General features: G+C 71.5%; 26 protein-coding genes. 23 read left to right on the top strand and 3 right to left on the bottom strand.

Translation table 11 applies throughout. From position 1 onward, the window contains the following. The first annotated feature begins 255 nt into the window (after positions 1-255). The 17 genes from pyrR to ACFPJ4_RS05345 all read left to right on the top strand — a co-directional run bounded on the left by pyrR (position 256) and on the right by ACFPJ4_RS05345 (position 18260). Positions 256-807: a bifunctional pyr operon transcriptional regulator/uracil phosphoribosyltransferase PyrR gene (gene pyrR / locus ACFPJ4_RS05425; protein WP_386739263.1), complete on the top strand. Its 552-nt coding sequence runs from the start codon at positions 256-258 to the stop codon at positions 805-807. After that, a complete protein-coding gene (locus ACFPJ4_RS05420; protein WP_386739262.1) occupies positions 804-1781 on the top strand; it encodes an aspartate carbamoyltransferase catalytic subunit in 978 nt (325 codons plus the stop codon). The genes pyrR and ACFPJ4_RS05420 overlap by 4 nt, the downstream gene beginning before the upstream one ends. Further along, a complete protein-coding gene (locus ACFPJ4_RS05415) occupies positions 1778-3088 on the top strand; it encodes a dihydroorotase (protein WP_386739261.1) in 1311 nt (436 codons plus the stop codon). The genes ACFPJ4_RS05420 and ACFPJ4_RS05415 overlap by 4 nt, the downstream gene beginning before the upstream one ends. Further along, positions 3081-3614 (top strand): PH-like domain-containing protein, encoded by a 534-nt coding sequence (locus tag ACFPJ4_RS05410; RefSeq protein ID WP_386739260.1) that lies wholly within the window; start codon positions 3081-3083, stop codon positions 3612-3614. Before ACFPJ4_RS05415 ends, ACFPJ4_RS05410 begins: the two co-directional genes overlap by 8 nt. Beyond that, positions 3611-4765 (top strand): glutamine-hydrolyzing carbamoyl-phosphate synthase small subunit, encoded by a 1155-nt coding sequence (gene carA, locus ACFPJ4_RS05405; RefSeq protein WP_386739259.1) that lies wholly within the window; start codon positions 3611-3613, stop codon positions 4763-4765. The genes ACFPJ4_RS05410 and carA overlap by 4 nt, the downstream gene beginning before the upstream one ends. After that, positions 4765-8064: a carbamoyl-phosphate synthase large subunit gene (gene carB / locus ACFPJ4_RS05400; RefSeq protein ID WP_386739258.1), complete on the top strand. Its 3300-nt coding sequence runs from the start codon at positions 4765-4767 to the stop codon at positions 8062-8064. The genes carA and carB overlap by 1 nt, the downstream gene beginning before the upstream one ends. An 8-nt stretch (positions 8065-8072) precedes the next feature. After that, positions 8073-8927: an orotidine-5'-phosphate decarboxylase gene (pyrF, locus tag ACFPJ4_RS05395; RefSeq protein WP_386739257.1), complete on the top strand. Its 855-nt coding sequence runs from the start codon at positions 8073-8075 to the stop codon at positions 8925-8927. Beyond that, positions 8915-9811 carry a guanylate kinase gene (gene gmk, locus ACFPJ4_RS05390; RefSeq protein ID WP_386739256.1) on the top strand — a complete coding sequence of 299 codons (897 nt, stop codon included), beginning with the start codon at positions 8915-8917 and terminating at the stop codon, positions 9809-9811. Before pyrF ends, gmk begins: the two co-directional genes overlap by 13 nt. Positions 9812-9908: 97 nt before the next feature. Further along, entirely contained in the window at positions 9909-10175 is a 267-nt protein-coding gene (gene rpoZ / locus ACFPJ4_RS05385; protein ID WP_386739255.1) for a DNA-directed RNA polymerase subunit omega, read from the top strand. A gap of 19 nt (positions 10176-10194) precedes the next feature. After that, complete coding sequence (coaBC, locus tag ACFPJ4_RS05380) at positions 10195-11385, top strand: bifunctional phosphopantothenoylcysteine decarboxylase/phosphopantothenate--cysteine ligase CoaBC (RefSeq protein ID WP_386739254.1); 1191 nt, start codon at positions 10195-10197, stop codon at positions 11383-11385. A gap of 33 nt (positions 11386-11418) precedes the next feature. Then, positions 11419-12615, top strand: coding sequence for a methionine adenosyltransferase (gene metK, locus ACFPJ4_RS05375; RefSeq protein WP_386739253.1), 1197 nt, complete (start codon positions 11419-11421; stop codon positions 12613-12615). A gap of 1 nt (position 12616) precedes the next feature. Continuing rightward, on the top strand, positions 12617-14575 hold the full coding sequence (locus ACFPJ4_RS05370) for a primosomal protein N' family DNA-binding protein (protein WP_386739252.1): 1959 nt from the start codon (positions 12617-12619) through the stop codon (positions 14573-14575). 75 nt (positions 14576-14650) lie between these two features. Beyond that, positions 14651-15577, top strand: coding sequence for a methionyl-tRNA formyltransferase (gene fmt / locus ACFPJ4_RS05365; RefSeq protein WP_386739251.1), 927 nt, complete (start codon positions 14651-14653; stop codon positions 15575-15577). Further along, positions 15574-16935 (top strand): RsmB/NOP family class I SAM-dependent RNA methyltransferase, encoded by a 1362-nt coding sequence (locus ACFPJ4_RS05360; RefSeq protein WP_386739250.1) that lies wholly within the window; start codon positions 15574-15576, stop codon positions 16933-16935. Before fmt ends, ACFPJ4_RS05360 begins: the two co-directional genes overlap by 4 nt. Then, positions 16932-17594, top strand: a complete 663-nt coding sequence (gene rpe, locus ACFPJ4_RS05355; protein WP_386739249.1) for a ribulose-phosphate 3-epimerase — start codon at positions 16932-16934, stop codon at positions 17592-17594. The genes ACFPJ4_RS05360 and rpe overlap by 4 nt, the downstream gene beginning before the upstream one ends. Positions 17595-17647: 53 nt before the next feature. Further along, entirely contained in the window at positions 17648-17830 is a 183-nt protein-coding gene (locus ACFPJ4_RS05350) for a DUF5302 domain-containing protein (RefSeq protein ID WP_386739248.1), read from the top strand. Between the two features lie 58 nt (positions 17831-17888). Next, positions 17889-18260, top strand: a complete 372-nt coding sequence (locus ACFPJ4_RS05345) for an FKBP-type peptidyl-prolyl cis-trans isomerase (protein ID WP_386739247.1) — start codon at positions 17889-17891, stop codon at positions 18258-18260. Here ACFPJ4_RS05345 and ACFPJ4_RS05340 read toward each other — a convergent pair. The 3 genes from ACFPJ4_RS05340 to mobA are packed head-to-tail and all read right to left on the bottom strand — an operon-like array spanning position 18257 to position 20418. Continuing rightward, positions 18257-19450 (bottom strand): molybdopterin molybdotransferase MoeA, encoded by a 1194-nt coding sequence (locus ACFPJ4_RS05340; RefSeq protein ID WP_386739246.1) that lies wholly within the window; start codon positions 19448-19450, stop codon positions 18257-18259. The two genes, ACFPJ4_RS05345 and ACFPJ4_RS05340, sit on opposite strands and share 4 nt — an antisense overlap. Then, positions 19447-19767, bottom strand: a complete 321-nt coding sequence (locus ACFPJ4_RS05335) for a DUF6457 domain-containing protein (RefSeq protein ID WP_386739245.1) — start codon at positions 19765-19767, stop codon at positions 19447-19449. The genes ACFPJ4_RS05340 and ACFPJ4_RS05335 overlap by 4 nt, the downstream gene beginning before the upstream one ends. A gap of 15 nt (positions 19768-19782) precedes the next feature. Beyond that, complete coding sequence (gene mobA, locus ACFPJ4_RS05330) at positions 19783-20418, bottom strand: molybdenum cofactor guanylyltransferase (RefSeq protein ID WP_386739244.1); 636 nt, start codon at positions 20416-20418, stop codon at positions 19783-19785. Positions 20419-20516: 98 nt separating this feature from the next. On the opposite strand from mobA, the gene ACFPJ4_RS05325 reads away from it, so the two are divergent. From ACFPJ4_RS05325 to ACFPJ4_RS05300, 6 genes are all read left to right on the top strand, one after another. Next, positions 20517-20780, top strand: coding sequence for a phosphoribosyl-ATP diphosphatase (locus ACFPJ4_RS05325; RefSeq protein ID WP_386739243.1), 264 nt, complete (start codon positions 20517-20519; stop codon positions 20778-20780). A gap of 70 nt (positions 20781-20850) precedes the next feature. Further along, the gene (gene hisG / locus ACFPJ4_RS05320) at positions 20851-21690 is read left to right on the top strand and encodes an ATP phosphoribosyltransferase (protein ID WP_386739242.1); all 840 of its coding nucleotides are present in this window, start codon (positions 20851-20853) and stop codon (positions 21688-21690) included. Between the two features lie 25 nt (positions 21691-21715). Then, positions 21716-22477, top strand: coding sequence for an imidazole glycerol phosphate synthase subunit HisF (hisF, locus tag ACFPJ4_RS05315; protein WP_386739241.1), 762 nt, complete (start codon positions 21716-21718; stop codon positions 22475-22477). After that, positions 22474-22854, top strand: a complete 381-nt coding sequence (gene hisI, locus ACFPJ4_RS05310) for a phosphoribosyl-AMP cyclohydrolase (RefSeq protein WP_386739240.1) — start codon at positions 22474-22476, stop codon at positions 22852-22854. The genes hisF and hisI overlap by 4 nt, the downstream gene beginning before the upstream one ends. Next, positions 22851-24386 (top strand): anthranilate synthase component I, encoded by a 1536-nt coding sequence (locus ACFPJ4_RS05305; protein WP_386739239.1) that lies wholly within the window; start codon positions 22851-22853, stop codon positions 24384-24386. Before hisI ends, ACFPJ4_RS05305 begins: the two co-directional genes overlap by 4 nt. After that, positions 24383-25015 carry a Trp biosynthesis-associated membrane protein gene (locus ACFPJ4_RS05300; RefSeq protein ID WP_386739238.1) on the top strand — a complete coding sequence of 211 codons (633 nt, stop codon included), beginning with the start codon at positions 24383-24385 and terminating at the stop codon, positions 25013-25015. The genes ACFPJ4_RS05305 and ACFPJ4_RS05300 overlap by 4 nt, the downstream gene beginning before the upstream one ends. Positions 25016-25035 lie beyond the last annotated feature (20 nt).

The following is a 25035-nucleotide window of genomic DNA, read 5'->3' as shown; positions in this document are numbered from 1 at the left end:
CGTCGGGCCCACGGCCGCGGTGCACGCCCTGCGGCCGCCACCCGCGTCGTCGCCCGACACCGTGCCGCCACCCGCGTCGTCACCCGACACCGTGCGCGCCGGCTCGGAGGTGTCGGGCGCGTGCCCGAGCCCAGGGGAGCCGTGGACCGCGCCGCGGCGCGCACGGGCGTCCGCCTCCGCCCCGCCGGCGGCTGCTAAGCTGAAGCAAATAGACATCCTTTAAGTCCGTCCGGAGAGGCGGGGAAGGAGGTCAGGATGGCTGCACGAACCGTGCTGCAGCAGGCTGACATCACGCGGGCTCTCACCCGCATCGCTCACGAGATCCTCGAGTCGAACCATGGTTCCTCGGATCTGGTCCTCCTCGGCATCCCGACCCGCGGGGTGCTGCTCGCCGAACGCATCGGCGCCGTGCTCGACGAGCTCGAACCGGGCGCGCCCGATGGCGAGGCCCGCGTCGGCGCCCTCGACGTCACGATGTACCGCGACGATCTCGGCCGTCAGCCCACGCGCACGCCGAGTCCCACCCGCGTGCCGTCGCAGGGCATCGACGGCAAGACCGTCGTGCTGGTGGATGACGTGCTCTACTCGGGGCGCACGATCCGGGCCGCCCTCGACGCGATCAGCGATCTCGGCCGGCCGCGTGCGGTGCGCCTGGCGGTGTTGGTCGACCGCGGCCATCGGGAGTTGCCGATCCGCGCCGACTTCGTGGGCAAGAACCTGCCGACGGCACGGGGCGAGCGCATCTACGTGAAGCTGCGCGAGACCGACGGTCAGGATCTCGTGGCGATCTCGGGGGAGGACGCATGAGGCACCTGCTCTCGGTGCGCGACCTCGACCGGACGGCCGCGATCGGCATCCTCGATCTCGCCGAGGACATGGCGGAGGTCGCGACCCGGGCGGTCCCGAAGCTGCCGACCCTGCGCGGCCGCACCGTCGCCAATCTGTTCTTCGAGGACTCGACGCGCACCCGGCTGAGCTTCGAAGCCGCCGCCAAACGGCTCAGCGCCGACGTGATCACGTTCAGCGCCAAGGGCTCGAGCGTCTCGAAGGGCGAGTCGCTGAAGGACACCGCGCAGACGATCGCCGCCATGGGGATCGATGCGGTCGTCCTGCGGCACAGCGCCTCGGGGGCGGCCCGGGTGCTGGCCGACAGCGGCTGGATCGATGCCGCCGTGGTCAACGCGGGCGACGGCACGCACGAGCATCCCACCCAGGGCCTGCTCGACGCGTACACGATCCGCAAGACGCTGCACGGCTCAGCGGCGCGCGGCCGGGACCTCGACGGCCTGCGGGTGACGATCGTGGGTGACATCCTGCACTCCCGGGTCGCGCGCTCGAACGTGTGGCTGCTGCAGACGCTCGGGGCGAGCGTGCACCTGGTCGGTCCCGAGACGCTGCTGCCTCTCGGCGTCGGCGCCTGGCCGGTGACAAGCGGGACGGATCTCGACGCCGCTCTGGCCGAGAAGCCGGATGTCGTCATGATGCTGCGCGTGCAGAGCGAGCGGATGCACGCCGCCTACTTCCCGCACGAGCGCGAGTACGCCCGCCAGTGGGGGCTCGACGATGCACGGCTGGCCCGGCTCGCCCCCGATACGATGATCATGCACCCCGGCCCGATGAACCGCGGGCTCGAGATCTCGTCGGCCGCCGCCGACTCGGCACGCTCGGTCGTGCTCGATCAGGTCAGCAACGGGGTGTCGATCCGGATGGCGGTCTTGTACTTGGTTCTCAGCGGAAGCGGTCCCGAGGCCGGCATCGCATCCGCGGGAGGCGCATCGTGAACATCCTGATCACCGGCGCGACCCTGCCCGACGGCACGACGAGCGACCTGCTGGTGGAGCACGGCGTCATCACCGGCCGTGGCACCGGGCTCACGAAGGCGGGAGCGACCGTCATCGACGCCTCCGGGCTTCAGGCGCTTCCGGGTCTCGTCGACCTTCACACGCATCTACGCGAGCCGGGCTTCGAGCAGAGCGAGACGGTGCTCACCGGTTCGCGCGCGGCCGCAGCGGGCGGGTTCACCGCCGTGCACGCCATGGCCAACACCTCGCCGGTGGCCGACACGGCGGGGGTGGTCGAGCAGGTCGCGTCGCTCGGCGAGCAGCACGGCTACGTCACGGTGCGACCGATCGGGGCCGTCACCGTCGGGCTGGCAGGGGAGCGACTCAGCGAGATCGGCGCCATGGCGCAGTCGCGGGCCGCCGTTCGCGTGTTCAGCGACGACGGCCGGTGCGTCTCGGATGCCCTTCTGATGCGCCGCGCCCTGGAGTACGTGAAGACCTTCGGCGGCGTCATCGCCCAGCACGCGCAGGAGCCGCGCCTCACCGAGGGTGCGCAGATGAACGAGGGCGTGCTGAGTTCGGAGCTCGGGCTCCCGGGCTGGCCCGCCGTCGCCGAGGAGGCGATCATCGCCCGCGACGTGCTGCTCGCGCAGCATGTCGGCGCCCGGCTGCACGTCTGCCACCTCTCGACGGCCGGCAGCGTCGAGGTGGTGCGCTGGGCCAAGGCACGGGGGATCGCCGTGACCGCCGAGGTGACCCCGCACCATCTGCTGCTGGACGAGCAGCTGGCCAGCGGCTACGACGCCCGGTTCAAGGTGAATCCGCCGCTCCGACGGGCGGAGGACGTGCTCGCGCTGCGCGCGGCTCTCGCCGAGGGCGTCATCGACATCGTCGCGACCGATCACGCCCCGCATCCGGTCGAGACCAAGGAATGCGCGTGGCAGGAGGCCAGCTTCGGCATGGTGGGGCTCGAGAGCGCCCTCAGCGTCGTGCAGGCGGCCGTGGTCGACAGCGGACAGCTGAGCTGGGCCGATGTCGCGCGGGTGCTGTCGATCGCGCCGGCGGCGATCGGCCGGCTGGCGGGCTACGACGCGCCTCTGACGGTCGGCGCGCCCGCCAACCTGACCCTCTACGACCCGAGCGTGCGGCGCGCGTTCGGCGTCGAGCTGCTGCGCGGCAAGGGCGTCAACTCCCCGTACCTCGGCCGACGGCTGCCCGGCCGCGTCGTCGCGACGGTGCACCGCGGGGTGCCCACCGTGCTCGACGGCGAACTGCGAGCCCCTGAGGAGGTGGTGGGCCATGGATAGGGTCGTTCCCGGCCTGATCGTCGCGGCGTTCCTCGTGCTGGTCTTCGGATTGATGGCGATCGGATGGCGCACCCGCCGTCGCCGCCAGGCCGATGTCGTCGGGCTCGCGCCCGTCCCACCCGGAAGCGCGACTGCGCTGCTCACCGAGGACCTGCTCTACGTCGCCACGACGCGCGCCGATTCCCCGCTCGACCGCATCGCGGTGGCGGGCCTGGGCTTCCGTTCGCGCGCCGTGCTGACGGTGACGGCCGCGGGAATCGAACTGCGACTCGCGGCGCAGCAGCCTGGGTTCATCCCGGTGACCGCGCTCGAGGGCGTCGGCCGGGCCACCTGGACGATCGACCGGGTCGTCGGCAACGACGGGCTGGTGTTCGTGCGCTGGAGCGCACCGGCAGAAGCCACCGGGAGCCCCGAAGCACCCGGTGCCCGCACCTCTCTCGACAGCTACTTCCGCTCCGCCGACCCCGCGGCACTCGTCGCCGCGATCACGGAGCTCATCCCCACGACGGCGGGAGCCGAGGCATGACCACATCCGACCCCGCGGTGCTCGTCCTGGAAGACGGCACCCGCTACCACGGCCACGCCTACGGCGCCCGCGGCCGCACCCTCGGCGAGGCGGTCTTCGCGACCGGCATGACGGGCTATCAAGAGACCCTGACCGACCCGAGCTACGCGGGCCAGATCGTCGTCATGACGGCGCCGCACATCGGCAACACCGGTATGAACGACGAGGACCCCGAATCGCGCCGCATCTGGGTGTCGGGCTATGTCGTGCGCGACCCCTCGCGCGTGGTGAGCAGCTTCCGGGCCAAGCGCAGCCTCGACAGCGAGCTCGAGGCCAACGGCATCGTCGGCATGAGCGGCATCGACACGCGTGCCGTGACCCGGCGGCTGCGCGACGCGGGCGCCATGCGCGCCGGGGTGTTCTCGGGACCGGATGCAGGACTCAGCCCCGACGAGCAGCTCGCCCTGGTGCGCAGTGCGCCCGAGATGGCCGGCCTCAACCTCTCGGCCGAGGTCTCGGTGCCCGCCGAGACGGTGACGCCGGCGGTCGGCGAGCGTCTTGGCAACCTCGCGGTGCTCGACCTCGGCGTCAAGCAGTCCACGGTCGACAACCTGGCGCGCCGCGGCTTCGAGGTGCACGTGCTGCCGCAGGACGTCACGCTCGAGCAGCTGCTCGCCATCCATCCGGTCGCCGCCTTCTACTCGAACGGGCCCGGTGACCCCGAGGCATCGGACTCGCACGTGGCGCTGCTGCGCGGCATCCTGGATGCCGGCCTTCCCTTCTTCGGCATCTGCTTCGGCAACCAGCTGCTCGGCCGCGCCCTCGGCCTTGGCACCTACAAGCTGCCGTTCGGGCACCGCGGCATCAACCAGCCGGTGCTCGACAAGGAGACCGGCCGGGTCGAGATCACCGCCCACAACCACGGCTTCGCGGTCGACGCGCCTCTCGAGGGCATCATCGAGAGCCCCAACGGCTACGGGCGGCTCGAGGTGAGCCACATCGGACTCAACGACCGCGTGGTCGAGGGGCTCAAGGCCCTCGACATCCCGGCGTTCTCGGTGCAGTACCACCCCGAGGCGGCCGCAGGGCCGCACGACGCCAACTACCTCTTCGACCGGTTCCGTGACATGGTCGTCGCCCAGCAGGCCCAGCAGAAGGACGCCACGAACTAGTGCCCAAGCGTGCAGACATCCACAGCGTTCTCGTGATCGGATCCGGTCCGATCGTGATCGGCCAGGCGGCCGAGTTCGACTACTCCGGCACCCAGGCCTGTCGTGTGCTCCGCGACGAGGGCGTGCGCGTGATCCTGGTCAACCCGAACCCGGCGACGATCATGACCGACCCCGATTTCGCGGATGCCACCTACATCGAGCCGATCACCAACGAGGCGCTCGAGGCGATCATCGCCCTCGAGCGTCCGGATGCCGTGCTCCCCACGCTCGGCGGCCAGACCGCTCTCAACGCCGCGATCGCGCTCGACGAGGCCGGCATCCTGGCCAAGTACGGCGTCGAGCTGATCGGGGCCAAGGTCGAGGCGATCAAGAAGGGCGAAGACCGGCAGATCTTCAAGGAGCTGGTCATCGCCGCGGGTGCCGAGGTGGCGCGCAGCCACATCGCGCACAGCGTCGGCGAGGCCGTCGACTTCGCCGAGGATCTCGGCTACCCGCTGGTCATCCGGCCGAGCTTCACGATGGGCGGCCTCGGTTCGGGCTTCGCCTACGACCGTGGCGAGCTCGAGCGGATGGTCACCGACGGCCTGCACCAGTCGCCGACCCACGAGGTGCTGCTCGAGGAGTCGATCCTGGGTTGGAAGGAGTACGAGCTCGAGCTGATGCGCGACACGGCCGACAACACGGTCGTGGTGTGCTCGATCGAGAACGTCGACCCGGTCGGCGTGCACACCGGCGACTCGATCACGGTCGCCCCGGCGCTCACGCTGACCGACCGCGAGTTCCAGCGGCTGCGCGACATCGGCATCGACATCATCCGGGCGGTCGGGGTCGACACGGGCGGCTGCAACATCCAGTTCGCGGTCGATCCCGCCAACGGCCGGATCATCGTGATCGAGATGAACCCGCGCGTGTCGCGCTCGAGCGCGCTCGCCTCGAAGGCGACCGGATTCCCGATCGCCAAGATCGCGGCCAAGCTCGCGCTCGGCTACCGGCTCGACGAGATCCCGAACGACATCACCAAGGTGACGCCGGCGAGCTTCGAGCCCACCCTCGACTATATCGTCGTGAAGGTGCCGCGCTTCGCTTTCGAGAAGTTCCCCTCGGCGGATGCCACCCTCACCACCACGATGAAGAGCGTCGGCGAGGCCATGGCCATCGGCCGAAACTACTCGACAGCGCTGCAGAAGGCGCTGCGCTCGCTCGAGAAGCGGGGGAGCAGCTTCCACTGGGGCGAGGAGCGCCGCACGAAGGCGCAACTCATCGAGACCTCCCGCGTTCCCACCGACGGCCGCATCGTGACGGTGCAGCAGGCGTTGCGCAAGGGCGCGACGGTCGAGGAGCTGTTCGAGGCGACCAAGATCGACCCGTGGTTCCTCGACCAGATCGTGCTGATCAACGAGGTCGCGGCCGAGATCTCGGGCCTGCGCCCCTTCGATCGCTCGCTGTTCCTGCTGGCCAAGGACCACGGCTTCTCGGATGCCCAGATCGCCGAACTGCGCGGCCTCACCGAGCAGGAGGTGCGCAACGCCCGTTGGCAGCTTGGCGTTCGCCCGGTCTTCAAGACCGTCGACACCTGCGCCGGCGAGTTCCCCGCCCTCACCCCGTACCACTATTCGAGCTACGACCTCGAGACGGAGGTGCGTCCGAGCGACGCTCGCAAGGTCGTCATCCTCGGGTCCGGCCCGAACCGCATCGGGCAGGGGGTCGAGTTCGACTACTCCTGCGTGCACGCGAGCTTCGCACTGCACGACGCGGGCTTCGAGACGATCATGATCAACTGCAACCCCGAGACGGTCTCGACCGACTACGACACGAGCGACCGCCTGTACTTCGAGCCGCTCACCCTCGAGGACGTGCTCGAGGTCATCCACGCCGAGTCGCAGTCGGGCGAGCTCGTCGGCGTCATCGTGCAGCTCGGCGGCCAGACCGCGCTCGGGCTCGCCAAGGGGCTCGAGGCGGCCGGCGTGCCGATCCTGGGCACCTCGCCGAGCGCGATCGACCTGGCCGAGGAACGCGGCCTGTTCTCGAGGATCCTCGACGCGGCGCAGCTGCTCGCACCCAAGAACGGCACCGCGACCGACGCCCCCTCGGCGGTCGCGGTCGCGGAGTCGATCGGCTACCCCGTGCTCGTGCGCCCCAGCTACGTGCTGGGTGGCCGCGGCATGGAGATCGTCTACGACACCCCGGGGCTCGAGGACTACTTCGACCGGGTGCGCGAGCAGGCCATCATCGGCCCCGGCTCGCCCCTGCTGGTCGACCGCTTCCTCGACGATGCGCTCGAGATCGACATCGACGCCCTCTACGACGGCAACGAGCTCTACGTCGGCGGCATCATGGAGCACATCGAGGAGGCGGGCGTTCACTCCGGAGACTCGGCTTGCACCCTGCCGCCCGTGACGCTGGGGCGGGACGTCATCGACCAGGTGGTCGTCGCGACCCGCAAGATCGCCGAGGGCATCGGCGTGCGCGGGCTGCTCAACGTGCAGTTCGCGATCGGCGCGGGCATCCTCTACGTGCTCGAGGCCAATCCGCGCGCCTCGCGCACCGTGCCGTTCGTGTCGAAGGCGCTCGGCATCCCGCTCGCCAAGGCGGCCTCGCTCATCATGGTGGGCCGCAGCATCCGCGAGCTCGTCGCCGACGGCATGCTGCCGGCCGCCGACGGGGCACATGTGCCGCTCGACTCGCCGGTCTCGGTCAAGGAAGCGGTGCTGCCGTTCAAGCGCTTCCGCACCCGCGAGGGCCAGGTGGTCGACTCGGTGCTCGGTCCCGAGATGCGCTCGACCGGCGAGGTCATGGGCATCGACGCCGACTTCCCCCGCGCGTTCGCGAAGAGTCAGGATGCCGCCTACGGCGGGCTGCCCGACTCCGGCACGGTCTTCGTCTCGGTCGCCGACCGCGACAAGCGGGCGATCGTGCTGCCGATGCTGCGGATGTCGCAGCTCGGCTTCGACATCGTGGCGACCGAGGGAACCGCCGAGGTGCTCGCGCGCAACGGCATCCCGGCCAGGACGGTACGCAAGTACTTCATGGGACAGGCCGCCGAGGGGGAGCCGACCATCGTCGACCTGATCAATGCGGGCAAGATCGACATCGTGATCAACACGCCGAGCGGCCGCAGCGCCCGGGCCGACGGCTTCGAGATCCGCACGGCCACGGTCGCGGCCGACAAACCGCTGTTCACGACGATCGCGCAGGTCGGCGCGGCGGTCGCCTCCTTCGAGGTGCACCGCGGCGAGATGCGGGTGCGCAGCCTGCAGGACTACGCCGCCGACCGAGCCGCGCGCCTGGCGGCCTCGTGACGGCGGCCGTGCGGCACGATCCTCGACCAGGATTCGGCGACCGGCTCTCGGCCGTGTTCACCGCATGGGGACAGCTCTGCGTGGGAATCGATCCGCACGCCGCGCTGCTCGAAGCCTGGGGTCTGCCGGATTCGGCGGCGGGGGCGCGTGAGTTCGGGCTGCGCGTCGTGGAGGCCTCGGTCGACCGAGCCGGAATCGTGAAGCCCCAGATCGCCTTCTACGAACGTCACGGAGCCGCCGGATACGCCGCGCTCGAGGAGGTGCTCGCCGCGGCGCGGGCCGCGGGTCTGCTGGTGATCGCCGACGTCAAGCGCGGAGACCTCGGCACGAGCGTCGACGCCTATGCAGACGCGTGGCTCATGCCCGGGTCGCCGCTCGAGGCGGACGCCATGACGGTGGTCGCCTACCAGGGCCTCGGTTCGCTCGACGGGGTCATCGACCGAGCCGAGCGCTTCGGCAAGGGGCTCTTCGTGCTCGCCGCCACCTCGAATCCCGAGGCGAAGCTCACGCAGACCGCACGACGCGCCGACGGCCTCTCGGTCGCGGCCGGTGTCGTCGCCGATGTCGCCGCCCGCAATGCCGGCCTGTCGACCGCGGCCCTCGGGTCGGTCGGCGTGGTCGTCGGCGCGACGATCGCGCTGTCGGAGTTCGGGATCGGCACGGAAGCCCTGAGCGGCATGCCGGTGCTCGCTCCCGGCTTCGGGCACCAGGGAGCGCGGATCGCGCAGCTGCCGGAGCTGTTCGGGAGCGAGGCGCAGAATGTCCTGGTGAGTGCATCGCGCAGCATCCTGTCGGCAGGCCCCGCCGGGCTGGCCGGGGCGATCGATGCCCACGTCGCCGAGGTGGCCGCATGCCGCGCGTGACGCCTCCCGATGTCGACCGGGCCGCCGCCGCCCGCGCCGCGGTCGCCGCGCGGCGAGCTCGCGCCGCGGTGAAGCAGTCGGTGGCCGCGCGGGAACGACGGGCCCTCGACGTGGCCGAGTCGGCCTGGGCGGGCGAGCCGACGGCCCCCGAGGCGACGCTGCGGGTGCGCGAGCTGCTCATGAGCATTCCGAGCCTCGGCCCCACACGCGCCGACCGCGTGATGGCGCTGCTCGGAATCGCCGGTTCGAAGCGCGTGGGCGGCCTGGGAGTGCGCCAGCGCACGAAACTGCGGGACTACCTGCTCGGCCGCGAGGGCCGGGGCCAGCTGCCGACCAGCAGGCTCGTGGTGCTCGCCGGCCCCACCGCGGTCGGCAAGGGAACTGTGTCGCGCTACATCCGCGAGCACTACCCGAACGTGCTGTTGAGCATCTCTGCCACCACGCGACCGCCTCGGGCCGGCGAGGTCGACGGCGAGCACTACTACTTCGTCAGCGACGCCGAGTTCGACGACATGATCGCGCGCGGCGAGTTCCTGGAGTGGGCGACCGTGCACAACGCCTGGCGCTACGGCACGCCCCGTCCGCCGATCGATGCCGCCCTGGCCGACGGCAGGAGCGTGCTGCTCGAGATCGATCTGCAGGGGGCACGGGCCGTCCGTGGAGCCATGCCGGAGGCGCTCCTGGTGTTCCTGCTGCCGCCCAGCTGGGAGGAATTGGTGCGCCGCCTGGTCGGTCGGGGTACCGAATCGCCCGAGGAACAGGCCCGCAGACTCGAGACCGCGAAGGTCGAATTACGTGCCCAGGACGAGTTCGATGTCAAGATCGTCAACCGCGAAGTCGGCCAAGCGGCCGCCGAGGTCGTAGAATTGCTCGCAGTGCCCTGATCCGAGCGGATCGGGCGTTCACGCTTTGCGGTCGTTCGACCGCCATCTTCCCCGTGCCGCATACCGCGGTGCCTCGCGAACAGTCCAGGAGGACCCCATGGCCGACAAGTTCAGCGGAATCATCGACCCGCCCATCGACGAGCTGCTCTCGCGTGTCGACTCGAAGTACCAGCTGGTGATCTTCGCCTCCAAGCGCGCCCGCCAGATCAACGACTACTACGCCGATCTGCACGAGGGCTCGTTGTTCGACAACGTCGGCCCCCTGGTCGACTCGACGATCGACGACAAGCCGCTGTCGGTGGCCCTGCGCGAGATCAACGAGGACAAGCTCGTCCTGACGCCGCTCGAGCCCGTCGCGGAGTAACCCCACCCGGAGCGCGCGCATGAACGTCGTCGTCGGCATCACCGGCGGCATCGCGGCCTACAAGGCAGTCAACGTCGTGCGCGCATTCGTGCTCGCCGGTCACGACGTGCACGTCGTCGCGACGAACGCCGCATTGCGCTTCATCGGCCGGCCGACCCTCGAGGCGATCAGCCGCAATCCGGTGCATTCGGAGCTCTACGAGGGCGTCGCCGAGGTGCGGCACGTGGCCATTGGACAGGCGGCCGAGTTGATCGTGGTCGCCCCGGCGACCGCGAACACGATCGCGAAGATCGCGGCGGGCCTGGCCGACGACCTTCTCGGCAACACGATCCTCGCCTCCAAGGCGCCGCTCGTGCTCGCGCCCGCGATGCACACCGAGATGTGGCTGAATCCGGCCACCGTGGCCAACGTCGCCCTGTTGCGAGGGCGCGGCGTGCGGATCGTGGGGCCGGCCAGCGGTCAGCTCACCGGGTCCGACTCCGGGCCGGGGCGCATGGCCGAGCCCGAGGTGATCGTGGCCGAGGCGCTCGCCTCCACGGCGCCGCAGGATCTGGCCGGGCGCCGCATCCTCGTGACCGCCGGGGGCACGCGCGAGCCGCTCGATCCAGTGCGCTTCATCGGTAACCGCTCCAGCGGAAAGCAGGGCGTCGCCCTGGCACGTGCCGCAGCCGACCGTGGCGGCGAGGTGACCTTGATCGTGGCGAATCTCGACGACGGCGTGCTCGAACCGCTCAGCCCCGGTATCGCCGTCCAGCACGTGTCGACCACCCTCGAACTGCAGGAGGCGACTCTGCTCGCAGCGGGAACGGCCGATCTGATCATCATGGCCGCGGCCGTGGCCGACTACCGACCGCAGACGGTCGCCGCCGGCAAGATCAAGAAGGAGACCCAGGGCGACACGCTCGAGCTGAAGCTCGTCAAGAATCCCGACATCCTCCACGAGCTGACCGGCGCGCGCCACGACGGCCAGGTGATCGTCGGCTTCGCCGCCGAGACCGAACCGGATCGGGATGCCCTGCTGGCACTCGGGGCGGCCAAGGCGGCGCGCAAAGGCGTCGACTATCTCGTCGTCAACAGGGTCGGCTGGACCGAGACGTTCGGCAAGGACGAGAACGTCGTCATCGTGCTCGATGCCACGGGACGTAATGTAACGGAGGCCGAGGGCAGCAAGTCATCGGTCGCCGACCGTATCCTCGACGTGGTGCGCTGACTCGCGCTCCGCCCACCGACCGAACAGGCAACCGTGAGCTCTGCACTGCGGCTCTTCACCTCGGAATCCGTCACCGAGGGGCATCCCGACAAGATCTGCGACCAGATCAGCGACTCGATCCTCGACGCCCTGCTCTCGGTCGACCCCCGCGCGCGGGTCGCCGTCGAGACGCTCGTGACCACGGGGCTCGTGCACGTCGCGGGCGAGGTGACGACGAACGGCTACGTCGACATCCCCTCGATCGTGCGCAAGCGGATCACCGACATCGGCTACGACTCGTCCGACGTGTGGTTCGACGGCCGTTCCTGCGGCGTCTCGATCTCGATCGGCGGTCAGTCGCCCGACATCGCGCAGGGCGTCGACGACGCCTTCGAGACCCGTGAGGGCAGCAGCTTCGACGAACTCGACAAGCAGGGTGCCGGCGACCAGGGCATCATGTTCGGGTACGCGACGAATGAGACCGCGACCCTGATGCCGTTGCCGATCTGGCTCGCGCACCGCATGTCCGAGCGCCTGGCCGAGGTGCGGCACGCGGACCTCGTCGACTACCTGCGCCCCGACGGGAAGACGCAGGTCACCGTCGGCTACGACGGCGCCGTCCCGCGGACGGTCGAGACGGTCGTGGTGTCGACCCAGCACTCGCCGAAGGTGAGCACCGAGCAGCTGCGGTCCGAGGTCGAGGAGCTCGTCATCCGCCCGGTTCTCAACCGGATCGACCTGCCGTCCGCCGATGCACGCGTGCTGATCAACCCGACCGGCCGCTTCGAGATCGGCGGCCCGCAGGGCGACGCCGGCCTCACGGGCCGCAAGATCATCGTCGACACCTACGGCGGCGCCGCCCGGCACGGGGGAGGGGCCTTCAGCGGCAAGGACCCGTCCAAGGTCGACCGCTCGGCCGCCTACGCCCTGCGCTGGGTCGCCAAGAACGTCGTCGCGGCGGGCCTCGCCGACCGCCTCGAGGTGCAGGTGGCCTACGCGATCGGCACGGCCTCCCCGGTCGGGCTCTACGTCGAGAGCTTCGGCACGGCGCACCTGCCCGAGGAGCGCATCATCGAGGCGATCCGCGAGGTCTTCGACCTGCGTCCGGCAGCCATCGTCCGCGACCTCGATCTGCTGCGGCCGATCTACGCGCAGACCGCGAGCTACGGACACTTCGGCCGAGAACTCCCCGACTTCAGCTGGGAGAAGACCGACCGCGTCGACGCAGTGCGTGCCGCCGCCGGGTTCTGACGTGCCGGCCGCGCGGATCGCACGGATCCTGGTGGACTCGCCGCTGCCGCAGTTGGACCGACTGCTCGATTACCGCATCCCCGAGGGGATGGACGGGATCGTGCCGGGGGTGCGGGTGACGGTACCGCTTCGCTCCGCCGGCCGTGTGGCCGAGGGTTTCGTCGTCGAGCTGAGCTCGCAGCAGGACTTCCCCGGCCCGCTCAGCGACATCGCCGCGCTCGCCTCGGCGGTGCCGATCCTGCGGCCCGAGGTGTGGGCCCTGGCGCGCGCCGTGGCCGACCGCGCGGCCGGTTCGGCCGGTGACGTGCTGCGTCTTGCGATCCCGCCGCGCCAGGTGCGGGTCGAGAAGGCGTGGCTCGCGCGCGGCCGCGAGCCGGAACGCGCGCCGATCGCGGCTCCCGCGCTGGAGGGCTATCCGGATGCGGTGACGGAGGCGCTCGAGGCCGATGAGCGCCTGGTGCTCGGGGTGGATCCCGGAGTCACCGAGCTCGGCGACGGTGTCTGGGTCGGCCGCTGGGCGGTCACGCTGGCCCGGGTGGCGGCGCGGGTCGTCGCGGCCGGGCGTTCGGCGATCGTCGTGGCACCCGACTACCGCGATCAGGAGCAGCTCGCCGCCGCTCTCGCGCCGCTGCTGCCCGCGGATGCCGTGGTGCGCCTGGATGCCCGCCAATCGAATCCCGACCGCTACCGAGGCATCCTGCGGGCGCTGGGACAGAACCCCGTCGTGCTGCTGGGCAACCGCTCGGTCGTCTACGCCCCCGCGGCTCGACTCGGCCTGATCGCGATCTGGAACGACGGCGACCCGCTGCTGGGCGAGCCGCTTGCACCCTACGTTCACGCCCGGGACGCCGCCCTCATCCGGCAGGAGCAGCAGGGCGGCGCGTTGGTGATCGCGGGCCACACCCGCACGACCGAGGCCGAACGCCTCGTCGAGCTCGGCTACCTGCGGGAACTCGGCCCGACGCGCCCCCGTCGCTCGCGGGTCATCCCCACCGCCAACATCCCGGCACAGGACCGCCTGGCGGCGCAGGCGCGCATCCCGTCGATCGCCTGGCGCGAAGCGCGCGCGGGCTCCCAGACCGGTCCCGTACTCGTGCAGGTGGCCCGCCCCGGCTATGCGCCGGGTCTGCGATGCGGGGACTGCGGCGCGTCCGCCCGTTGCCGGGTGTGCGACGGTCCGCTGCATCAGAGCCGGCGCGGCGGAATCCCCAGCTGCTCCTGGTGCGGCGCCCCGGAAGCCTCGTGGCGGTGCACCAACTGCCAGTCGACGCGTCTGCGGCCGGCGGGAGCGGGCGCCAGCCGCACGGCCGACGAGCTCGGGCGGGCGTTCCCCGGGGTGCGCGTGATCGTCGCCGACGGCGAGCGCGCGATCCAGGCCGTCGACGCGAAGCCGGCGATCGTGGTCGCGACCCGAGGGGCCGAGCCGATCGCCGCGGGCGGCTATCGCGCGGTCCTTCTGCTGGACGGCGAACGGATGGTGGCGCGCGAGACCCTGCGCGTCGGCGAGGACTGCCTGCGCTGGTGGTCGGATGCCGCGTCCCTCGCGGCCGACGACGCCCCCGTCGTGCTCGTGGGGGTCGGAGGCGCGCTCGCCTCCGCCATGGTGACAGGGCGTCAGGCCGAGTACGCGCGCGCCGAACTGGCGGATCGACGCCTGCTGCGCTTTCCACCGGCCGCTCGGGTCGCGACGCTGCAGGGGACGCCGGAGGCGGTCGCCGCCGCCCTCAGCGCCCTTCCCGCGGAGGTGGATCCGGTCGGCACGACCGAGGTCGACGGGCGAGCGCGGGCCATCGTCCGCTTCGACTACGCGCACGGCGCCGAGGTCGCGGCCGTCGTCCGCTCCGAGATCATCCGGCAGGCCACGATGCGCCGCAAACCCGTGCCGGGTCAGGTGCGACGTGGCCGTCAGCCGCTGCCGCTGCGGGCGCGATTCGACGATCCCGAGCCCTTCGCCGAGTGAGCCGGCGGCTGGGCGGCCGCGCGCTCGGCGGCAGGGCGGCGGCGCCCGCCCCGGCGAGCTTGACAGAATCGACGGGTGCCCCCACTCCGGATCGTCTTCGCGGGAAGCCCCGCCGCCGCCGTGCCCAGCCTGCGACGACTGCTCGATGGCCCGCACGAGGTGGTCGCGGTGGTCACCCGCGAGGACTCGCCGCAGGGGCGCAAACGGGTCATGACCTCGACGCCGGTGGCTCTCGAGGCGGAGGCCGCCGGCGTTCCGGTGATCCGCGCGAATCGGCTCGCCCCGGTGACCGAGCAGCTGCGCGCCCTCGATCCCGATCTCGGCGTGATCGTGGCGTACGGCGGCATCATTCGCGAGCCGCTGCTGGGCGCCCCGCGTCTGGGCTGGATCAACCTGCACTTCTCGTTGCTGCCCCGATGGCGCGGGGCTGCGCCGGTGCAGCGGGCGATCATGGCCGGCGATGTCGAGACCGGCGCCGCCGTCTTCCGACTCGTGCCCGAGCTCGATGCCGGCGAGGTCTACGCCACTGTCCGCCGTCCGATCGGCGCGCACGAGACCGCGGGACATCTGCTGCAGTCCCTGGCCGAGTCGGGGGCGCAGCTGCTGGCCGGGGTGGTCGACGATCTGGCCGGGGGCGCCGCCGTCGCGACGGTTCAGCAGGGCGAGGTGACCCTGGCCCCGAAGCTGACCCAGGCCGACGGGCGGATCGACTGGGCAGCGTCGGCGGTGGCGGTGGATGCCCGGATTCGGGGTACGACACCCGAGCCGGGCGCCTTCACCGAGCTCGGCGACGAGCGAATCAAGGTGCTCGACGCGCTGATCGCGCACGACGCGCCGCAGCTCGATCCGGGTCGGGTCGAGCTGCGCGCCGGCCGGCTGCTCGTGGGCACGGCGAGCGACCCGGTGCAGCTCGTGACGGTGCAACCCGCGGGCCGGCGTGCCATGCCGGCCGCGGACTGGTGGCGAGGGCGTCCCGCCGGCGCCGCGGTCGTCGCCTCGTGAGCGGCCCGCGCATCCAGCCGGCTCGCCGGATCGCGTACGAGGTGATCCGCGCCGTGCACGACAGCGATGCCTACGCCAACCTCCTGCTTCCGCTGAAGCTCGCGATCGCGCGCCTGAGCGAGGCGGATGCCGGCCTGGCCACCGAGTTGAGCTACGGCACCCTGCGCCGGCAGGGCTACTACGACCGCATCATCGCCTTGGCAAGCGGTCGCCCCCTCGACCGGCTCGACCCCGAAGTTCTCGACGCGCTGCGGCTGGGGGTGCATCAGCTGATCGGCATGCGGGTCGCCGCGCACGCGGCGGTCGACGAATCGGTGGCGCTCGTCGCCGCCTCCGGCAAGCGCTCGGCGACCGGGTTCGCCAACGGGGTGCTCCGTACGATCTCCCGCACGCCTCCCGAGGGCTGGCGCGAGCGCCTGCTCGACGGGCTCGTCGGCGATGAGCGGCTCGCGGTCGAGCACGCGCATCCGCTCTGGGTCGTCGAGGCCTTCCGCGCGGCACTGGCGGAGGAGGGCCGGGCCGACGAGCTGGAACAGCTGCTCGAGGCCGACAACCGGGCACCGCAGGTCAGCCTGGTCGCCCTTCCCGGGCTCGCCGTGCCGCACGACGTCGGCGAGCCGGGCGGCGTCTCGCCGATCGCGGCACGCAGCGCGGGGGGCGACCCGGCCGGCAATCCCATCGTCGCCTCCGGTCGTGCCCGCGTGCAGGACGAGGGCTCGCAGCTGGCCGCGCTCGCCCTGACCCGGGCGCGGCCCGTCCGTGCCGGCGAACGCTGGCTCGACCTGTGCTCGGGTCCCGGCGGCAAGGCCGCGGTCCTGGCCGCGGAAGCGCGGCTCGGGGGAGCGAGTCTGCTTGCCAACGAACTCGTGCCCACCCGCGCGCGCCTGGTGCGCAATGCGCTGGCGGTCTTCGACCCGCCACCACCGGTCGTCGAAGGCGATGGGCGGCGATTCTCGGCCGGCGCCGAGCGGTTCGATCGCATCCTGCTCGACGCGCCGTGCACCGGTCTCGGCGCGCTGCGCCGGCGTCCGGAGGCGCGCTGGCGCAAGGCGCCCGGCGATGTCGCGCAACTACGCGTGCTGCAGGGCGAGCTGCTGGACTCGGCCGTCGCTGCGCTCGCACCGGGCGGACTCATCGCCTACGTGACGTGCTCGCCGCACCTGAGCGAGACGGTCGAGGTGATCTCGGGAGCGCTGGCGCGGCATCCGGGTCTCGAGCGGGTCGACACCCCGGCGGTGCTGTCCCGGATCGCGACCCGCGAACTCGGGCTGCCGCCGGTCGCGCACGCACAGCTCTGGCCGCACCGCCATGGCACCGACGCCATGTTCATCCAGCTGCTCGCTAGGGTGACTTCGTGACCGTGCGCATCAACCCGAGCATCCTGAGCGCCGATTTCGTGAACATGCAGACCGCGGTCGAGGCGATCGCCACCGCCGACGCGGTGCACGTCGACGTCATGGACAACCACTTCGTGCCCAACCTGACCTTCGGCCCCGAGATGGTCCGGCGGGTGCAGGCCGTCTCGCCGGTACCGCTCGACGTGCACCTGATGATCACGGATGTCGACCGCTGGGCCCCGGGCTACGCCGAGCTGGGTGCGTTCTCGGTGACGTTCCACGCCGAGGCCACCGACGACCCGGTGGGCCTCGCCCGCCTGCTGCGGTCGATCGGATCGCGTGCCGGGCTCGCGGTCAAGCCCGGCACCCCCATCGAGCCTTATCTCGAGTTGCTTCCCGAATTCGACCAGCTGCTCGTGATGACGGTCGAACCGGGGTTCGGCGGCCAGAGCTTCATGACCGAGGTGCTGCCCAAGGTGTCGGCGGTGCGCTCGGTGGCCGACACGGCGGGGCTCGACATCTGGGTGCAGGTCGACGGCGGTGTCGCCATCGACACGATCGCTCAGGCCGCCGAGGCGGGTGCCGACACCTTCGTCGCCGGCTCGAGCGTGTTCGGCGCCGCCGACCCCGGTCTCGCCATCGCGGGGCTGCGCGCCGCCGCAGCCACCCACGCGCACTGAGCACGTGATCCGGCGGTCCTGACCCGCCCGCCCGAGTCTGGTTGACTGGTCACATGACCGACGAGAACAGCCAGCAGAGCCCGTCCGACGAGACGAAGCGCAAGTTCCGCGAGGCCCTCGAGCGCAAGAAGCAGCAGGGCGAGACCCGCATGGCGGCCCCCGGCGGCGAGTCCTCCGTTCACGGGGTGCACGGCAAGGCCGGCAACCGTCGCGAGTTCCGCCGCAAGAGCAGCTGACCCCGCCGACCGGCTAACGTGGTTCGGCAGCCTTTTTCGAACGAACGGTGGTTTACGCGTGGCGACTGACAAGACCAAGCCCGAGATCGACTTCATCGAGGGCGAGGCGCCGGCCGATCTGGTGATCACCGACCTCGAGATCGGCGAGGGCGCCGAGGCGACCCCCGGGGCGACCGTCGACGTGCACTACGTCGGCGTCGACTTCGAGACCGGCGAGGAGTTCGACTCCAGCTGGGGGCGCGGCGAGTCGATCCAGTTCCCGCTCAACGGACTGATCCGCGGCTGGCAGGAGGGTATCCCGGGCATGAAGGTCGGCGGCCGCCGCCAGCTCGTGACCCCGCCCGCCTACGCCTACGGACCCGTCGGCGGCGGACACCGGCTCTCGGGCCGCACGCTCGTCTTCGTCATCGACCTGCTCGCGGTCCGCTAGCGCGTCGAGCCGCTCGGCTCGCTCCAGGGCAGGGTCAGTGCGGTGGCGCTCTCACCCGGCTCGAGTCCCGTGGGCGGGATGACGAGGATGCCGTTCGACTCGGCGAGGCCCCGCATCATCCCCGATCCGACGCGCTCCGCCAGGACTGCGACGCCGCCAACCGTCCGATAGGGCACGAACAGCGTCGCTCGCGCGTGCCCGGGAATCGCGTGAGCGGGACGGACCGTCGAGAGTCCGCCGAGGGGCCGCCCCGTCCAGCCCGAGATCAGGGGAGCGGCCAGCAGCAGCGCCCCGATGACCGCGGCGAGCGGGTTGCCGGCCAGACCGACCACGACGCGTCCGTCCGGGAGCCGCGCGAGCAGACTCGGCCCGCCGGGACGCACCCCGAGGCGGGCGACGAGCATCTCGGCTCCCAAGGAGGCGAGCGCGGGACGCACCTGGTCGGCCGACGAGAAGCCGGTGCCGCCGGTGGTGAGAATCAGCTCGGCCTCCGCGCCCGGCGCCTCGATCGCCCGGATCGTCTCCGCGAGGCGGTCGGGCACCCGCCGGTGGGCCACGACGGTGCCGCCCATCATCGAGATCACGGCCGGCAGCTGGGGGCCGAAGCTGTCGCGCACCCGGCCGGAGGGCGGAAGGCCGCTCTCATCGACCTCGTCCCCGGTCAGCAGCAGGGCGACCCGGGGACGAGTCGCGACGTCGAGGAGGTCCCGCGCGCATGACGCGGCGACCGCGATGTGCGCCGGATTGAGCAGGGTGCCCGCCGCGATGAGCGTGTCGCCCGCACGCGCCTCCTCTCCGGCCGAGCGGATGTCGGCCCCCGGGATCGGCAGCCGCCCATCGTCGGCGAGCGTCAGCGTCCGCCCCACGAGACGCCCGTGCTCGGCGCGGACCACGGCATCGGCGCCGAGCGGAATCGTGCCGCCGGTCACGACGGGGCACGCGGTGCGGGGGAGCAGCACGGCGCCCGCTTCGACGTCGAGCGACCAGGGCGGAGGACCGGCCACGGCCCAGCCGTCCATCGCCGACGACGCGAAGTGCGGGATGTCCTGGGCCGCCGCGACATCCCGGAACAGCACGCGGCCGATCGCGCCCGCAAGGCCCACCTGCTCGGCGCCGAGTGGCGCGGCGGCGTCGAAGGCCAGTCGCCGCGCGGCGCTCCAGTCGATGACGTCCGATGAGCCCGACGTCACTCCGTGCCCTTGGGGATGCCGTCGTGCGCGCCGTCGCCGTCGCCGTCGCCCCGCCGCCGCTCGGCGAGGGCGCGCACCGTCGCGACGGCATCCGCGAAGGCCGCCTCGACCGGAGTACCGCCGGCCGCGGCACGACCCACCGCGTAGCCCACGAGATAGGTCGTGACCGGGGCGGCGGGCCTCACGACCGCGCGCGCCGCCACACCAGCCACGCCGAGCACGGCGTCGAGATCGAGCGCGGCCCCCTCGAGCTGCAGCGCGTCGTCGAGCAGCTCCGCCCAGACGCGCACCTCGGCCAGGGTCTCGTCCTCGGTCATCGGCTCACACCCTTCTCATGATCGCAACGTCGGCACCGACGAGCGGCCGGCATCGGCCGGATCCGTGACACCGTGACGAGCGGCATCGGCCCAGGTGTCGACATCCGAGGTGGCCCCGGGGGGCACCTCGACCCCGTCGAGCCGAAGCGAGTCGAGCAGCGCCCGCATCGAGAGCCCCTCGAGCGAACCGTGCCGCAACAGGGCAGCCGACACGGCCGCCGAGAGAGCGCCCGAGCGGTAGACCCCCGCGAGGTACTGGCGACGTCCGCCGTCATCGACGGCCAGGATCCCGTCCGATGCGGGCGCCGCTGCGGCGGCAGCAAGCAGAACGCCCACCGCGGTCGCGATGCCGGGCATGTCACAGGCGAGCACGAGCAGCAGCTCCGCGAGCGGGCCCCGGCGCCGCAGGGCGTCGAGCCCGGCGCCGATTCCCGCAGCCGGGCCGGCGAATGCGGGTGTCTCGCGGGCGAGAAGGACGTCGGCGGGGAGACCGGGAGCGCCGTCGCCGACCACGACGGTTCTGCGGGCGCCCGTCGTCGCCGCGACGGTTCCGAGTAGAAGGGGCATCCCCCTCGCGAGCAGCGTCGCCTTGGTCGTGCCGCCAAGACGTGACGCGCGTCCCCCCGAGAGCACCACCGCGTCGAACGTCATGGATTCACCCTACGGCCCGCCCCGCGGCCGGGAACCGCCCATCCCGACGGGATCGGTGCGGGCATCGGCACGGGCGCCGGCACCGCTACCCTGAGAGGGTGAAGACCTTCGACGCCCTCTTCGACGAGCTGAGCGAGAAGGCCGCCTCCCGGCCCGCGGGCTCGCGCACGGTCGCCGAGCTCGACGCGGGTGTGCACACGATCGGCAAGAAGATCGTCGAAGAGGCCGCCGAGGTCTGGATGGCCGCCGAGTTCCAGAGCGATGACGAGACCGCCGCCGAGATCTCGCAGCTGCTGTACCACCTGCAGGTGCTCATGCTGGCGAAGGGTCTGACGCTCGACGACGTGCAGCGACATCTCTAGTCGCCTCCCGGCCGCCTGCCGGGCGCTCTCGTGTCAGCTCACCACCCCTTCGACCTGAAAGACTTCCTCCATGTTGCGAATCGCGGTGCCCAACAAGGGCACCCTCTCCGAGACGGCCGTGCAGATGCTGCAGGAGGCCGGATACGCGACTCGTCGCGACCCCAAAGAGCTCATCGTGAGCGACCTGCGTAACGATGTCGAGTTCTTCTACCTGCGTCCGCGCGACATCGCGACCTACGTCGGGTCGGGCGCGCTCGACGTCGGCGTGACCGGCCGTGACCTGCTGCTCGACTCGCACTCCGCCGCGGTCGAGATCGACGTGCTCGACTTCGGCGCGTCGACCTTCCGCTTCGCCGGGCCGATCGGCCGGTTCACCTCGCTCGAGCAGTTGAACGGGGTCCGCGTCGCCACGAGCTACGCGGCGCTGGTCGGCGACTTCCTGGCCCGTGAGGGCGTCGTCGCCGAGGTCGTGCGCCTCGACGGGGCGGTCGAGTCGGCGGTCCGACTCGGGGTCGCGGATGCCGTGGCCGACGTCGTCGAGACCGGCTCGACCCTCAAGAAGCAGGGTCTTGAGATCTTCGGCCCCGTCATCCTGGAGTCCACCGCGGTGCTCATCGCCGCGACTCCCGAGGTCGAGGGCCTCGCGACCCTGCGCCGGCGGCTGCAGGGTGTGATGGTGGCTCACCAGTACGTGCTGATGGACTACGACCTGCCCTCGGGACTGGTCGAGGCCGCGTCCCGGATCACCCCGGGTTTCGAGTCGCCGACGGTCTCGCCGCTGCGTGACTCCGACTGGGTGGCCGTGCGGGTCATGGTGCCGCGCCACGACACGAATCACATCATGGACGAGCTCTACGCCCTCGGGGCGCGGGCGATCCTGGTCAGCTCGATCCACGCCGCCCGGATCTGACGATGGACACCGAACAGGGGGCGCGATGACGGTCGTCACCCGCGTCATCCCGTGCCTGGATGTCGCCGCCGGCCGGGTGGTCAAGGGAGTCAACTTCCTCGACCTCCGCGATGCCGGCGATCCCGTCGAGCTGGCCCGGCGCTACTACGAGCAGGGTGCGGACGAGGTGACCTTCCTCGACGTCACCGCGACGGTCGAAGACCGCGCGACGATGTACGAGACGGTCACCGCCACGGCCGAGCAGGTGTTCATCCCGTTGACGGTCGGTGGGGGAGTGCGCTCGACCGAGGACGTGTCGCGGCTGCTCGCGGTCGGCGCCGACAAGGTCGGCGTCAACAGCGCCGCGATCGCGCGGCCCGAGCTCATCGGCGAGATCGCCGACCGCTTCGGGGCACAGGTGCTCGTGCTGTCCCTGGATATCAAGCGCAGCGCGCGCGTTCCGAGCGGCTTCGTGGTGACGACGCACGGCGGGCGCACCGAGACCGAGCTCGACGCGCTCGAATGGGCGCACGAGGTCATCCGGCGCGGCGCGGGCGAGCTGCTCGTGAACTCGATCGACGCCGACGGCACCAAGAACGGCTACGACCTCGAGCTGGTGGCCGCCGTGCGCGAGCTCAGCTCGGTGCCGGTCATCGCGAGCGGCGGTGCGGGCGCGCTCGGCGACTTCGCGCCGGCGGTCGCGGCCGGGGCGGACGCCGTGCTGGCGGCATCCGTGTTCCACAGCGGGGAACTGACCGTGGGCGATGTGAAGGCGGCGCTGAGAGCAGACGGGATCGCGGTGCGATGAGTGCAGATCAGAACGAGTTGAACGCCGAGACGGTCGGTGCGGTCATCGAGCGCGCGAGCTTCTCGGCCGATGGGCTGCTGCCGGCGATCATCCAGCAGCACGACACCCACGAGGTGCTCATGCTGGGCTACATGGACGCCGAGGCGCTGCGCCGCACCCTCACCGAGGGCCGGGTGACGTTCTGGTCGCGCAGCCGCCAGGAGTACTGGCGCAAGGGCGACACGAGCGGCAACGTGCAGTACGTGCGCGGCGCCGCCCTGGATTGCGACGGGGATACGCTGTTGGTCCAGGTCGAGCAGCACGGTCCCGCCTGCCACACGGGCGCGCACGCCTGCTTCGACGTCGACCCGCTTCACCCCCTGCTCGGAGCACCATGATCACCACCTCGCGCGCCGAGTTCGATGCCGCCGTGGCGGCCGGGCACCGGGTCGTGCCCGTACTGCGAGAACTGTTCGCCGACGGTGAGACGCCCATCGGCGTGTACCGCAAGCTCGCGATCGGCAGACCCGGCACCTTCCTGCTCGAGTCGGCGGAGCAGGGCGGCATCTGGTCGCGGTACTCCTTCGTCGGCGTGGGGTCGCGCGGCGTACTGACCCAGGAGCTCTCCGAGGGCGGTGACGCCCGCGCGGTCTGGCTCGACTACGGGCTGAGCGCGGAGCGGGCGCTCGGCCCCGATGCTCCGACCGCGCCCCTCGAGGCGCTCGCGCATCTGTACGCCCGGTGGAGCACGCCCCGGGTGAGCGGGCATCCGCCCCTCACCGGCGGCCTGGTCGGCTTCATCGGCTGGGAGGCCGTCCGCCAGCTCGAACGCCTTCCGGATGCCCCGCCCGCCGACTTCGCGGTGCCAGGGCAGGCGCTGAGCTTCGTCTCGCAACTCGTCGTCCTCGACCACCGGCAGGGCACGGCGACTCTCATCGCCTCGGCCCTCAATGATGGCGCCGACGCCGCCGATGCGCTCTGGGACCGCGCGCAGCGGGAACTCGACGTGCTGCAGTCCGGACTGGCGCAGCCCTCCGAAGCCTGGATCGCCGACGTCGACCTGACGACCGCCCCGACCCCGATTCCGCGGGTCAGCGCGGACGAGTACCGGTCGGCGGTGGAGCGGTCGAAGCAGTTCATCCGAGACGGCGACGTCTTCCAGGTCGTCATCTCGGAGCGTTTCGATCACGAGATCACCGCGGAGCCGATCGATGTGTACCGCGTGCTGCGCGCACTCAATCCGAGTCCGTACATGTACCTGCTGACGCTGGATGCCCCAGCCGGCGACTCGTACTCGATCGTGGGTTCCTCGCCCGAGGCGCTCGTGAAGGTGCAGGGCGGTCGTGTGTTCACGCACCCGATCGCCGGATCGCGCCCGCGCGGCGAGACGCCGGAGCGCGATCTCGAGCTGGCCGACGAATTGCTGGCCGATCCGAAGGAGCAGGCGGAGCACCTCATGCTGGTCGACCTGGCCCGCAACGACCTGTCGAAGGTCTGCGTCGCGGGAAGCGTCGAGGTGACGGAGTTCATGCAGGTCGAGCGGTTCAGCCACATCATGCACCTGGTCTCGAGTGTCGAGGGCGACCTGAAGCCGGATGCCACCGCGATCGACGTCTTCCGTGCGGCCTTCCCGGCCGGAACCCTCTCGGGCGCGCCCAAACCCCGTGCCATGGAGATCATCGACGAGCTCGAGGTGGCGCAGCGCGGGGTCTACGGCGGTGTGGTGGGGTACTTCGACCTCGCAGGTGACGCCGACCTGGCCATCGCGATCCGCACCGCCACGATCGTGGGCGGTCTCGCCCGGGTGCAGGCGGGTGCCGGGCTCGTGGCCGACTCCGATCCGCTGAGCGAGCACCTCGAGGCCCAGAACAAGGCGGCGGCGCCGCTGCGAGCCATCGCCGTCGCGAACGCGATGCAGAGGCTGGCGTGAGCGACGACGCGACTCCTGCCGGCGATGCCCGGCGCTCCCGCGGTGGGCGTCTCAAGCTGTTGTCGCTGCTCGCGATCACGCTTCTCGCGGTGCTGCTCTTCACCGCCTGGTCGCAGACCTGGTTCACCCTCACCGTGCAGGGCAAGCCCTTCGTGGTCGGGGGCGGGGTCGCCGGTGGCGCCCTGTCGGCGCTCGCGCTGGCCTCACTCGCCCTGGTGGCGGCGCTGGCGATCGCCGGCCCGTTCTTCCGCGTGGTGCTCGGGGTGCTCGAGGCGCTTCTGGGCGCCTGCGTGATCGTCGTGTCGGCGTTCGCGATGGCCAACCCGGTCGTGGCCGCCACCTCCGCCATCACCAAGGCGACGGGCGTTGCCGGCCCTCGTTCGGTAGCCCGGCTCGTCACCGGGAGCTCGATGACGGCGTGGCCGATCGCCGCCGCCGTGCTCGGCGTGGTCATCGTCCTGCTCGGCCTCGCGATCGCGGTGACGGCCCGGTCGTGGCCGACATCAGGGCGCAAGTACTCGCGCTCACGCGTCGTCGCAGCCGAGGGGCCCGGCGATGACACCGGCGCGCTCGACCCGGTCCGCGAGTGGGACGCGATGAGCGAAGGCGACGACCCGACGCGCCACTAGACTTGGCTCGACTCGATCAG

The organism is Lysinimonas soli, from assembly GCF_042655435.1.
Classification (GTDB): domain Bacteria; phylum Actinomycetota; class Actinomycetes; order Actinomycetales; family Microbacteriaceae; genus Lysinimonas; species Lysinimonas soli.
The sequence above is the reverse complement of the archived record's forward strand: the minus strand, read 5'-3'. Positions and strand labels throughout refer to the sequence as shown.

What these genes read in the sequence shown, in the direction of transcription:
- pyrR (WP_386739263.1), top strand. Translation starts at nt 256, where the DNA reads ATGGCTGCACGAACCGTGCTGCAGCAGGCTGACATCACGCGGGCTCTC.
- ACFPJ4_RS05420 (WP_386739262.1), top strand. Translation starts at nt 804, where the DNA reads ATGAGGCACCTGCTCTCGGTGCGCGACCTCGACCGGACGGCCGCGATC.
- ACFPJ4_RS05410 (WP_386739260.1), top strand. Translation starts at nt 3,081, where the DNA reads ATGGATAGGGTCGTTCCCGGCCTGATCGTCGCGGCGTTCCTCGTGCTG.
- carA (WP_386739259.1), top strand. Translation starts at nt 3,611, where the DNA reads ATGACCACATCCGACCCCGCGGTGCTCGTCCTGGAAGACGGCACCCGC.
- gmk (WP_386739256.1), top strand. Translation starts at nt 8,915, where the DNA reads ATGCCGCGCGTGACGCCTCCCGATGTCGACCGGGCCGCCGCCGCCCGC.
- rpoZ (WP_386739255.1), top strand. Translation starts at nt 9,909, where the DNA reads ATGGCCGACAAGTTCAGCGGAATCATCGACCCGCCCATCGACGAGCTG.
- coaBC (WP_386739254.1), top strand. Translation starts at nt 10,195, where the DNA reads ATGAACGTCGTCGTCGGCATCACCGGCGGCATCGCGGCCTACAAGGCA.
- ACFPJ4_RS05350 (WP_386739248.1), top strand. Translation starts at nt 17,648, where the DNA reads ATGACCGACGAGAACAGCCAGCAGAGCCCGTCCGACGAGACGAAGCGC.
- ACFPJ4_RS05335 (WP_386739245.1), bottom strand. Translation starts at nt 19,767, where the DNA reads ATGACCGAGGACGAGACCCTGGCCGAGGTGCGCGTCTGGGCGGAGCTG.
- mobA (WP_386739244.1), bottom strand. Translation starts at nt 20,418, where the DNA reads ATGACGTTCGACGCGGTGGTGCTCTCGGGGGGACGCGCGTCACGTCTT.
- hisG (WP_386739242.1), top strand. Translation starts at nt 20,851, where the DNA reads ATGTTGCGAATCGCGGTGCCCAACAAGGGCACCCTCTCCGAGACGGCC.
- hisF (WP_386739241.1), top strand. Translation starts at nt 21,716, where the DNA reads ATGACGGTCGTCACCCGCGTCATCCCGTGCCTGGATGTCGCCGCCGGC.
- hisI (WP_386739240.1), top strand. Translation starts at nt 22,474, where the DNA reads ATGAGTGCAGATCAGAACGAGTTGAACGCCGAGACGGTCGGTGCGGTC.
- ACFPJ4_RS05305 (WP_386739239.1), top strand. Translation starts at nt 22,851, where the DNA reads ATGATCACCACCTCGCGCGCCGAGTTCGATGCCGCCGTGGCGGCCGGG.